The organism is Nonomuraea sp. NPDC059194, from assembly GCF_042754765.1.
Taxonomy (GTDB): Bacteria; Actinomycetota; Actinomycetes; order Streptosporangiales; family Streptosporangiaceae; genus Nonomuraea.
The window spans coordinates 208,066-218,096 of record NZ_JBHZBH010000007.1; the positions used below are offsets into that span (position 1 = coordinate 208,066).

The 10,031-nt window shown below is 71.3% G+C and carries 11 protein-coding genes; 7 read left to right on the top strand and 4 right to left on the bottom strand.

Annotated features, from left to right (window positions below; all coding sequences use genetic code 11):
• The first annotated feature begins 33 nt into the window (after positions 1 to 33).
• A complete protein-coding gene (locus tag ACFXJ8_RS12860; RefSeq protein ID WP_379644029.1) occupies positions 34 to 507 on the top strand; it encodes an NUDIX domain-containing protein in 474 nt (157 codons plus the stop codon).
• Here ACFXJ8_RS12860 and ACFXJ8_RS12865 read toward each other — a convergent pair.
• Positions 480 to 2,384: a nitrate- and nitrite sensing domain-containing protein gene (locus ACFXJ8_RS12865; protein WP_379644030.1), complete on the bottom strand. Its 1,905-nt coding sequence runs from the start codon at positions 2,382 to 2,384 to the stop codon at positions 480 to 482. The genes ACFXJ8_RS12860 and ACFXJ8_RS12865 overlap by 28 nt on opposite strands.
• A 60-nt stretch (positions 2,385 to 2,444) precedes the next feature.
• Between ACFXJ8_RS12865 and ACFXJ8_RS12870 the strand changes: the two genes are divergently transcribed.
• Positions 2,445 to 2,861, top strand: coding sequence for a hypothetical protein (locus tag ACFXJ8_RS12870; protein ID WP_379644031.1), 417 nt, complete (start codon positions 2,445 to 2,447; stop codon positions 2,859 to 2,861).
• On the opposite strand, the gene ACFXJ8_RS12875 is transcribed toward ACFXJ8_RS12870, so the two are convergent.
• Positions 2,825 to 3,229 (bottom strand): hypothetical protein, encoded by a 405-nt coding sequence (locus tag ACFXJ8_RS12875; protein WP_379644032.1) that lies wholly within the window; start codon positions 3,227 to 3,229, stop codon positions 2,825 to 2,827. The genes ACFXJ8_RS12870 and ACFXJ8_RS12875 overlap by 37 nt on opposite strands.
• A gap of 54 nt (positions 3,230 to 3,283) precedes the next feature.
• Between ACFXJ8_RS12875 and ACFXJ8_RS12880 the strand changes: the two genes are divergently transcribed.
• A complete protein-coding gene (locus ACFXJ8_RS12880) occupies positions 3,284 to 3,820 on the top strand; it encodes a DUF6886 family protein (RefSeq protein ID WP_379644033.1) in 537 nt (178 codons plus the stop codon).
• 8 nt (positions 3,821 to 3,828) lie between these two features.
• Here ACFXJ8_RS12880 and ACFXJ8_RS12885 read toward each other — a convergent pair whose 3' ends face one another.
• Together ACFXJ8_RS12885 and trpD are read right to left on the bottom strand one after the other, a co-directional pair.
• Positions 3,829 to 4,563: a glycosyltransferase family 2 protein gene (locus ACFXJ8_RS12885; protein WP_379644034.1), complete on the bottom strand. Its 735-nt coding sequence runs from the start codon at positions 4,561 to 4,563 to the stop codon at positions 3,829 to 3,831.
• 200 nt (positions 4,564 to 4,763) lie between these two features.
• Complete coding sequence (gene trpD / locus ACFXJ8_RS12890) at positions 4,764 to 5,780, bottom strand: anthranilate phosphoribosyltransferase (RefSeq protein ID WP_379644035.1); 1,017 nt, start codon at positions 5,778 to 5,780, stop codon at positions 4,764 to 4,766.
• Between the two features lie 152 nt (positions 5,781 to 5,932).
• Between trpD and ACFXJ8_RS12895 the strand changes: the two genes are divergently transcribed.
• From ACFXJ8_RS12895 to ACFXJ8_RS12910, 4 genes are all read left to right on the top strand, one after another.
• Positions 5,933 to 6,670, top strand: coding sequence for a class I SAM-dependent methyltransferase (locus ACFXJ8_RS12895; RefSeq protein ID WP_379644036.1), 738 nt, complete (start codon positions 5,933 to 5,935; stop codon positions 6,668 to 6,670).
• 161 nt (positions 6,671 to 6,831) lie between these two features.
• On the top strand, positions 6,832 to 7,002 hold the full coding sequence (locus ACFXJ8_RS12900) for a hypothetical protein (protein ID WP_379644037.1): 171 nt from the start codon (positions 6,832 to 6,834) through the stop codon (positions 7,000 to 7,002).
• A gap of 12 nt (positions 7,003 to 7,014) precedes the next feature.
• Positions 7,015 to 9,270, top strand: a complete 2,256-nt coding sequence (locus tag ACFXJ8_RS12905; protein ID WP_379644038.1) for an FxsB family cyclophane-forming radical SAM/SPASM peptide maturase — start codon at positions 7,015 to 7,017, stop codon at positions 9,268 to 9,270.
• Entirely contained in the window at positions 9,267 to 10,019 is a 753-nt protein-coding gene (locus tag ACFXJ8_RS12910; RefSeq protein WP_379644039.1) for an aminoglycoside N(3)-acetyltransferase, read from the top strand. The genes ACFXJ8_RS12905 and ACFXJ8_RS12910 overlap by 4 nt, the downstream gene beginning before the upstream one ends.
• Positions 10,020 to 10,031 lie beyond the last annotated feature (12 nt).

Genomic DNA, 10,031 nt, shown 5'->3' on the forward strand with positions numbered 1-10,031 from the left:
CCGGGACCATTGGGCGGGAGGTAGGTTGATCGGGTGAGCGTGGACATGGAGTTCTGGCAGTCGCTGAACAAGGTGCTCGCCGGCGCGGGCGCCTACATCACCGACCCGCGGGGCAGGACACTGCTGGTCAAGCCCAACTACCGCGACCACTGGGGGTTCGCGGGCGGCCACGTCGACGAGGGCGAGGACCCCGCGCAGGCCTGCGCCCGCGAGGTCGTCGAGGAGCTCGGCATCACGCTACCCGTCGGCGACCTGCTGGTCGTCCAGTGGGTCGGCCCGCTCGACACCCGGCCGCACCCGCTGGTCAACTTCCTGTTCGACTGCGGCACCATCCCCGCTGACACCCCCATCACCCTGCAGACGGAGGAGCTCGACGACTACGGCTTCTTCACCGAGGAGGAGGCCAGGCGGCTGCTCCCGCCGTGGGCGGGCGACCGGGTGCCCGCCGCGGCGGCCGCCAGGGCCAGCGGCTGGAGCCGCTACCTCCCCCCGGTCAGCGCGGGCTGATCCGACAGCAGGGCCGCCGGCAGCGTCACCGACGCCGTGATCCCCCCGTACGGCGAGGGCCGCAGCCGCGCCCTGATCCCGTGCCTGGCCGCGAGCCTGGCCACCACGAACAGCCCGATCCTGTCGCTCTCGGCCAGGTCGAACTCCGGCGGCTCGGCCAGCCTCGCGTTGAGCTGGCCCAGCTCGGCCTCGGGCAGCCCGAGCCCCCGGTCCTCGATGTCGACCTGCAGCCCCTCGGCCACGCGGTGCGCCCGCACGTCCACCCTGGTCAGCGGGGGCGAGAACAGGGTGGCGTTCTCGACCAGCTCGGCCAGCAGGTGCACGACGTCGGTCACGACCGGACCCGCTATCGCCAGCGCGGGCGGCTGCGCCACCTCGACCCTGGCGTACTCCTCGACCTCGGCCACGGCGGCGCGGAGCACGTCCACGGCGGCCACCGGGTTGCGCCAGCCGCGCCCCGGCGTCTGGTCCGACAGGATGATCAGGCTCTCGGCGTGCCTGCGCATGCGGGTGGTGAGGTGGTCGAGCTTGAACAGGTCGGCGAGGATGGCGGGGTCCTCGGCGCGCCGTTCCATGCCGTCCAGTTGGCGGAGTTGGCGGTGCAGCAACGACTGGTTGCGCCTGGCCAGGCTGACGAAGACCCTGCGCACGCCGTCACGCAGCTCGGCCTGGTCGACGGCCGCCTCGACCGCCGTGGCCTGGACGGAGTTGAACGCGTGGACGATGTCGCGCACCTCGTTGGTCTGCGCGCCGGTGTCGAGCGGTTCGACCTCGGGCTTGGCGCCGCCCTTGCGCAGGTGCTCGACGACACCGGCCAGCCGTACCTCGGAGAAGTGGGCCGCGGCGTCGCGCAGGCCCGCCAGCTCGCGGACCAGCCTGCCGCGGAAGCGCAGGGAGAGCACGACGGAGGCGACGACGGCGATCAGGCCGACGCCGCCGGCGATGCCGATCTTGATCAGGATGGCCGTGGCGGTCGGGTTGACCCGGTCGACCAGGCTCTGGACGGCCTCGTCCTGGTTGCGTTCGACGGCCGCGGCCAGCTTGTCGCCGCGTGCCAGCCACGCGCCGGCGGTGGCGGGCAGCCCGTTGGCGGTGGCCTGGCCGCGGATGGCGTCCTCGATCGCGATGAAGTCGCGGTAGCCGGCGGAGCCGGTCAGCTGCTGGTATGCGGCGGCGACCTCGGGGTCGAGGTGTGTGAGTGCCTGGGCGTGCAGGAGGCGGCGGGTGGCCGACATCTCGGTGAACAGCGCCCTGTCGGCCGGGCCCACCTCGCGGGCCTCCAGGAAATGCACGATCATCGCCCGCTCCCTGGACAGGAGCTCCTTGGCCTCGCCGAGCATGGTGACGGACCTGGCCAGCCGGTAGAGGGCCATGTCGGGCACCAGGATCATCTGGTCGTACATGCGGAAGGAGGCGTCCACGATGTCGCTGTAGGTGGTGATCACCTGGATGGTGTCGATCGAGCGGGCGTCGATGCCTCTGCGTACTTCGGGGATGCGGTCGAGCTCGCCGTTCAGCACCTTGAGCTGGGCGGTCATCTCCGGCGACTTGTTCTCCTGCAGGCTGGCGCGCCTGCGGAAGGCCGACACGGCCGTGTCGGTCCTGCTGCGCTGGTTGATGAGCTCCCTGTACGGCTTGGCGGAGGTGAGGAACTCGGCCGAGGCCAGCCGTTCGCGCTGGAGCTGGATGTTGATCTGCTCCGAGGGATCGGCCAGGTTGCTGACCAGGTTGTTGATCTCCAGAAGGCGCAGCCCGTCGCCGCCGGTCAGCGTGGCCGCGAACGCCCAGAGCCCGACCAGTGACACCAGCGGGACGGACAGCAGGACGAGCAGCTTGAGCGCGATGGGACGCCCGGGGCGGGTGAAGCGCCGTTTCATGGTGAGATCGTCTCAGATCACACCCCTTTTGGGAGGTTTCCCGTGCGCTTGCCCCGATCAATGTCCGGTTGGACGATCGCCGTCTTCGGCTTCCTGGCCTTCGCCCTGGGGCTTTTCGGGCTGATCAGGCCGGACGATCTCCTGGGATTGCTGGGGTTCCAGGTGGTCGAGGTGCGCGGTCCCGGCGACTACACCAAGGTGTATCTGGCGGCCTCGTCGATGGCCGCGGTCAACATGGGGGTCTACTACCTGCTGGCCGCGGCCTCCGACTGGACGCCGTTCTTCCGGTGGACCGTCCCGTTCAGGCTGCTGACGTGCGCGGTGTTCACCACCCTGGTGGTGACCGGCGCCGCGCCCGCGGAGTTCGTCGGGGTGGGGCTGTGGGAGGGGCTCGGCGCCCTGGTCACCGGCCTCGCGCTGTGGCGCGAGGGCAAGCTGGTTCAGCGCTCGTCCGAACGGCGACCCGCGACCAGGTGATCGTCGGGGTGCGGCGCCTGGCGGGGGACCGCATGCGGCTCGGTGGCGGCGTCGGTGCTCTTGTCGGTGTCATGCAGCTTGCGTTCGAGCGCCCGCTTCTCGTCCTCCAGCCTGGCGACCCGGTCGTTCGCGTGGACCCGCGCCTCCCGCAGCTTGCGGCGGTGCAGGACCGACCGGCGCGAACCCGAGCCGATCATCGACAGGCCGAGGAGCAGGACTCCGGCGGTCGCCGCGCCGACCAGGAACATCTCCAGGTGCGACGGCTCGAAGGTGTAGCCGAACAGGGTGTAGGTGGAATCGGGCTCCATCGCGACCAGGTAGATGGCCGCGGCTGCGATCAGGACCAGGATCAGACCCAACACGATCATTGAGCTCACCTTTCTTCAGGGACGCGCCCCCCTCTGCCCCGGAAAGATGGACTCATGCGACCAGATGCGGGCCAGGTGCTCCACTTCTCCGAGGATCCGACGATCAGAAGGTTCGTCCCCCACGTCGCGAAGACCTCGCGCCAGAGCGCCCCGTACGTGTGGGCGGTCGACGCCGACCGCTGCCCCGACTACTGGTTTCCGCGCCAGTGCCCGCGCGCCATGGCCTGGAAGGGGCCGGCCACGCGGGCGGAGGACGCCGAGCGCATCCTCGGCGCCGGCTGCGGCGAGCGCGTGCACGCCATCGAGTACGGCTGGCTCAGGTCGATGATGGACGTGCGGTTGTACGCCTACCGGCTGCCGGCCGCCGTCTTCGTCCCGATAGGCCAGCCCCCGCACGCCATGGTCGCCGAGGTGCCGGTGGAGCCGCTCGGGCCGCCCGAGCCGGTCTCCGACCTGTTCGAGCTGCACGAGGAGGCCGGGATCCAGTTGCGTGTGCTGGACAACCTCTGGCCGTTCTGGAACCAGGTCACGGCCTGCACGATGGAGTTCAGCGGAATCCGGCTGAGGAACGCCCGGCGACCGGCGAGCTGACCCGTCGGTCACTGGGTGACGCACGGGTCGAACAGGTCACCCTTCAGGACGGGAGCGGCTTTTCCCCGCTCACGCCAGATCGTCTTGAGCACGCGCCATCCGTCGCGGACGGCGTGGAGGTTGCTGGCCCCGTGGATCCTGGACCGCTCGTGGCTGGGCACCTCGCGGATGTCCAGCCCCGCCTTGGCGGCCCTGACGTTCATCTGCGTCTCGATCTCGAAACCGTCGCAATCGAGCGCCATGGCGTCCAGGTGCTTGGCCCAGAAGGCGTTGTAGCCGTAGCAGAGGTCGGTGTAGCCGGTGCCGTACATGCGGTTGGTGATGAAGGTCAGCACCCGGTTGCCGAGGGAGCGGACCGGGCTGATGTCGTCCGAGCCGCCGCCCTCGATGTAGCGGGAACCCTTGGCGAAGTCCGCGCCGTCGACCAGCGCCTTGACGAACAGGGCGATCTCCCGGCCGTCGGTCGAGCCGTCGGCGTCGATCATGACGATGATGTCGCCCTTGGCGGCGGCGAACCCCTCGGTGAGCGCGTTGCCCTTGCCGCGCCTCGTCTGCGTCACCACCCGCAGATCGGGGCGCAGCCGCCGGGCCACGGCCACCGTGTCGTCGGTGGAGTTGCCGTCGACCAGGATCACTTCGTCGATCCAGGTGGGCAGGGTCGCGAAGACATGTGGCAGGTTGTCGGCTTCGTTGAGTGCGGGGACCACCACAGTGACGCTCGCGGCGAAGGGGGTGCTGTTCATGTGTCCAAGGTCCACGATCTCACCTGCAACTCGCTTGACATCCCCTTGCAGCTGGTGATGATCTACGGCATTTCGGCTGAATTCCCGTATTTTTGGGGCTTGCGGTGACCTGCGGGATCAGCTTTTTCGCTCGTTCCAGAGCCCGATTGGTAATGATCCACTTGCCGATCCTTGACTTTCTGGCCGAAATATGTATGGAATCACTGCCGAGTGGCGGTGGCCCAGCGGTCCAGGAGGGTCGCGGCGGCGCCGGAGTCGATCGCGGCGCACGCCCGGCCGTAGGCCGCCGCCAGCCCCGGCACCCCCTCCCGCCCCGCGGCCACCAGCGCGGCGGCGGCGTTCAGGCACACGATGTCGCGCACGGGACCCCGGCGGCCGTCCAGCACCTCCCGCGCCACCCTGGCGTTGTGCGCCGCGTCCGCGCCCCTCAGATCGCCCACATCCGCCCTGGGAATCCCCAGCGACAGCGGGTCGAAGCGAGTCTCTGTGACCGCCCCGTCCCTGACGTCCCAGATCGTGGAAGGGCCCGTCGTGGTCAGCTCGTCCAGTCCGTCGTCGCCCCTGAACACCAGCGACGAGCACCCGCGGGCCGCCAGCACCCCCGCGATCACCGGCGCCATCCGGGCATGGAACACCCCGACCGCCTGCGCCGCGGGCCTGGCGGGGTTGACCAGCGGCCCGAGGAAGTTGAACACCGTCGGCACGCCCAGCTCCCTCCTCGGCCCCGAGGTGTGCCGGAAGGCCGGGTGGTAGTGCGGGGCGAACAAAAACGTGATGCCCACCTCCGCCGCGACCCTGGCCGCCGCCGCGGGCGACAGGTCGATGACGACGCCGAGCGCCTCCAGCACGTCGGCGGCGCCCGAGGACGACGTGGCCGCCCTGCCGCCGTGCTTGACGACTCTGGCGCCCGCCGCCGCGGCGACGATCGCGGCCATCGTGGAGATGTTCACGGTGTGGGCCTGGTCGCCGCCGGTGCCGACGAGATCGACGGCGTCCGAGGGGATCTCCAGCCGGGGCGCGCCGCCGAGCAGCGCCGCGGCCAGCCCCGACACCTCCTCGACCGTCTCGCCCTTGGCGCGCAACGCGAGGGCGAGCCCGGCGATCTGCGCGTCGGTCGCCGCGCCCGCCATGATCTGTTCCATGGCCCAGGCGGTGTCCTGCTCGCGCAGCGAACCACCGTCGAGCAGCGTGCCGAGAAGAGCGGGCCAGGTCGTCATGGGAGCCTCCGGTCGTGGGTGACGAGGAGGCCAAGCCGTCGATGACCACCTCGCGAGGGGCGGTCATCGGACATCGCGCGTGAGCCGCCTAGGAGACGGGCCACCAGAAACGCGCGATCATGGACGACATGCTATCGGACGAGGTGGGCCGCGTGGAGCTGAGGCGAATCTTCGACGAGGACGCGCTCCTCTACGACAGGGCCAGACCCGGTTACCCCGCCGAGCTGTTCACACGCATTCCCGTGGGGTCGCGCGTGCTGGAGATCGGCTGCGGCACCGGCCAGGCCACCCGCGGCCTGCTCGCGCGCGGCTGCCGCGTCACCGCGGTCGAGCTCGGGCCCTCGCTGGCCGCGCTCGCGCGGGAGCGCATGCCGTCCGTGGAGGTGGTCAACGCCGACTTCGAGACCTGGCTGCCTGCCGAGCCGTACGACGTGGTGTTCGCGGCCACCGCCTTCCACTGGCTCGACCCGGCGACGAGGGTGGCGAAGGCGAGGGCCGCGCTCCGCCCCGGCGGCATGCTCGCCACCGTCGCCACGCACCATGTGGCGGGCGGCACCGAGGCGTTCTTCGCCGAGGTCCAGGAGTGCTACGAGCGGTTCGACCCCGCCACCCCGCCCGACCTGCGCCTGTCGCCCGCCTCCGCCATCCCGCACGACGGGGAACCGATGCCCGGCTTCGCCGCGCCCGCGTTCGAGCGCTGGGAGTGGGAGCTGACCTACACCACCGAGACCTATCTGGACCTGCTGTCCACCTACTCGAACCACCGCGCGCTGCCCGCCCGCGCGGACCTGCTAGCGTGCATCGGCTCGCTCATCACCACCAGGTACGGCGGGCAGGTCGTCAAGCGCTACCTCACCGAGTTGCGCACCGCCACGGCGAAAGACGGCTGAGGCGGTCGGCGCCTTTCCCGCGTATCCCAAGGCAGAGCCCGCGTATCCCAGACAGAGACGGAAACACGAGAGGAGTTTTGCTCCCGGCGATCAGAAGCCGCGGGGGCCGCCAGGATTAGACTCCCCTTGAATCCCTGCAGGGTTTTTGAAATGGATCAGACATGGACAAAGAGGCCACAGCGGTGATCTCGGGCGTCGTGGATGTACGTGACGTCCCGCTGAGCAGTCTGTGTGAGGACGACCCGTGCGACACCGAGCTGGCCGGAATGCTGCGCCGTGTCGTCCCCGATACCCCCAGAGTCTCCGTGGCGGCGTTCAACTCCTCCATCTGACGGGAGGCGGCGATGGTGCCGTTCCGCCAGTTCGTGATCAAGGTCCACAGCCGGTGCGACCTGGCCTGCGACCACTGCTACGTGTACGAGCACGCCGACCAGAGCTGGCGACGACGGCCCAAGGTGATGTCGAGGGAGACGATCGCCTGGACCGCGCTGCGCATCGCCGAACACGTCAAGAGCCACGCCCTCGACCAGGTCACGGTCGTGCTCCACGGCGGTGAGCCGCTCCTGGCCGGGCCCGACAGGCTGCGGGCCGTCATCGAGGCGATCGAGGCGGCGCTGGCCGGAGCGTGCCGTCTCGACCTGCGCATCCACACCAACGGGCTGCTGCTCGACGACGACTTCCTCGACCTGTTCGAGGAGAAGGGCGTCAAGGTGGGGGTCTCGCTCGACGGCGACCGCGCGGCCCACGACCGCCACCGGCGCTACGCGGACGGCAGGGGCAGCCACGCCAGGGTGCTCGGCAGCCTGGCTCTGCTGCGGCGGCGTCCGCACCTGTACGCGGGGCTGCTGTGCACGGTCGACGTGGCCAACGACCCGATCGCCGTCTACGAGGCGCTGGTCGAGCAGGCGCCGCCGCGGGTCGACTTCCTGCTCAAGCACGCCACCTGGGACGAGCCCCCGGACAGCGGGGTGGGCGACTGGCTGACCGCCGTCTTCGACAGGTGGGTGGCCGACGGCAGGCCGATGGCCGTGCGGCTGTTCGACTCGATCGAGTCGACGTCGCGGGGCGGGCCCAGCCTGACCGAGGCGCTCGGCCTGGAGCCCAGCGACCTGGTGGTCATCGAGACCGACGGCGCCTACGAGCAGGTCGACTCGTTGAAGGCGGCCTACGACGGTGCGCCGGAGACCGGGCTCGACGTGTTCGGCCAGCCCCTCGACGAGGTGGCGCGGCATCCGGGGATCGTGGCGCGGCAGCGCGGGATCGACGGGCTCGCCGAGAGCTGCAGGAGGTGCCCGGTCGTCGACAGTTGCGGCGGCGGGCTCTATCCGCATCGCTACCGGGAGGGGAGCTTCGTCAACCCCAGCGTCTACTGCGCCGACCTGCTCAAGCTGATCACCCACGTGCGAGCGCGGGCTGGGGGGCGGCGGAGCCGTACAGACGAGGAGGCGTCGACAGGGGCGCGGCTGCGCCGTACGCACGCGTTGACGTCGGGGCAGCTCGGCGAGCTGGCCGCGGGGCACGGGAGCGCGGAGGCGGTGGCGGCGCTGGCCGCCGGGCAGGCCAGCCTGCGCAGGCTGGCGCTGACGAGGGCCGCCGCGCCCGGCCCCGCCTGGCGGCTGCTGACCGGGCTCGACGAGGAGCATCCCGCCGCGCTGGGCGCCGTCCTCGACCACCCCTACGTGCGGGCCTGGGCGGTCGGCAGGATCGCCGGTACGGTGGGCCCCGCCCACCTCGGCAACCTCGCCGCGGCGGCGGCGGTCAGGGCGGGCATCACGGCCGAGGTCGAGGTCGAGGTCCGCGACGGCATCGCCTGCCTGCCGGGGCTCGGCGCGCTCACCGGTATGAGCGACGCCCTGGTGCGTGTCGCAGGCGGCGGCGCCGAGGCGGAGGGGGCGACGTGGGAGCCGCTGCGGCGGCTCACGGCCGAAGGCGTCGACGTGGCGCTGGAGGACCTCGACCCCTACCGCGACTGCCACCAGTGGACCCCCGCCTCCCGGCTGACCGGCGAGCAGGCGGCGGCGTGGCAGGAGCGGTTCGCCGCGGCCGTCGAGGTGATCGGGCGCGAGCATCCCGCCTACCTGCCCGCGATCAGGGCGGGCCTGACCACCCTGACCCCGCTCGACCCCGCCGCCGGCACCACGAGCTCGGCCGCCAGGCAGGCGTTCGGCGCGATCGCCACGACGCTGCCCCCCGACCCCGAGACGCTCGCGCTGCTGCTCATGCACGAGTTCCAGCACGTGAAGCTGGGCGGGGTGCTCGACCTGTTCGACCTGTTCGACGATCGGGACACGCGGCTCTTCTACGCCCCGTGGCGCGACGACCCGCGCCCGCTGGAGGGGCTGCTGCAGGGCGCCTACGCGCACCTGGCCGTCACCGACTTCTGGCGCGGACGCGACCCGCTGGCCTTCGCCCGATGGCGCGCGGACACCGCCATGGCCGTCGAGACCCTGCTCGGCGCGGGCACGCTCACCCCGCTGGGCGCGGCGTTCGTGGCGGGCATGCGGGCGGCCGTCATACCGTGGCTGGACGAGCCGGTGCCCGAGGAGGCCGAGCGCGCGGCACAGGCGGCGCGGGCGGCGCACCGAAGCAGGTACGGATGACGGGGCGGGAGCTGTGCGTCCAGCTCAGGCGGCTGGGCGTGGCCCCGGGGCAGGTGCTGCTCGTCCACAGCTCGCTCAGCAGGGTCGGCGAGGTCGCGGCGGCGACGGCGGCGTGGGCGTTGCGCGAGGTGGTCGGCCAGGAGGGCACGCTCGTGGTGCCCACGCAGACGGCCGGCAACTCCGACACCTCCCGCGAGCACCTGGAGCGGATCGCGGGCATGACCCGCGCACAGGTCGCCGCCTTCCGCGCGGCGATGCCCCCCTTCGACCCCCTCACCACCCCCTCCACCGGCATGGGACGGCTCGCCGAGCACATCAGGACCACCGAGGGCGCCGTGCGCAGCGCCCACCCGCAGACCTCGTTCGCCGCGCTGGGCCCGATGGCCGCCAAGCTGATGGACGACCACGCCCGCGACTGCCACCTCGGGGAGCGGTCGCCGCTGGCCAGGCTCTACGCGGCGAACGCGTGGATCCTGCTCATGGGCGTCGGCTACACCTCGTGCACGGCGCTGCACCTGGCCGAGTACCGCCGCCCCGACCCGCCGGTCAGGACCTACCGGTGCGTGGTGGAGGAAGGCTGGTGGGAGTACCAGGACGTCGATCTCCAGGACGCCCACCTGGGAGAGCTCGGAGCCGACCTCGACAAATCCGGATTCTCCCGGAAAGGCGGCATTGGGCGGGCAGAATGTCGTCTGCTGCCTCTTGCGTCGGCGGTGGATTTCGCAGTGAATTGGCTTGCCGTGAAATAGAAAGGAGGCGGG

Coding starts and splice junctions, on each gene's coding strand:
- ACFXJ8_RS12900 (WP_379644037.1), top strand. CDS start 6,832: ATGGACAAAGAGGCCACAGCGGTGATCTCGGGCGTCGTGGATGTACGT.
- ACFXJ8_RS12865 (WP_379644030.1), bottom strand. CDS start 2,384: ATGAAACGGCGCTTCACCCGCCCCGGGCGTCCCATCGCGCTCAAGCTG.
- ACFXJ8_RS12910 (WP_379644039.1), top strand. CDS start 9,267: ATGACGGGGCGGGAGCTGTGCGTCCAGCTCAGGCGGCTGGGCGTGGCC.
- ACFXJ8_RS12870 (WP_379644031.1), top strand. CDS start 2,445: ATGTCCGGTTGGACGATCGCCGTCTTCGGCTTCCTGGCCTTCGCCCTG.
- ACFXJ8_RS12880 (WP_379644033.1), top strand. CDS start 3,284: ATGCGACCAGATGCGGGCCAGGTGCTCCACTTCTCCGAGGATCCGACG.
- ACFXJ8_RS12875 (WP_379644032.1), bottom strand. CDS start 3,229: ATGATCGTGTTGGGTCTGATCCTGGTCCTGATCGCAGCCGCGGCCATC.
- ACFXJ8_RS12885 (WP_379644034.1), bottom strand. CDS start 4,563: ATGAACAGCACCCCCTTCGCCGCGAGCGTCACTGTGGTGGTCCCCGCA.
- ACFXJ8_RS12905 (WP_379644038.1), top strand. CDS start 7,015: ATGGTGCCGTTCCGCCAGTTCGTGATCAAGGTCCACAGCCGGTGCGAC.
- trpD (WP_379644035.1), bottom strand. CDS start 5,780: ATGACGACCTGGCCCGCTCTTCTCGGCACGCTGCTCGACGGTGGTTCG.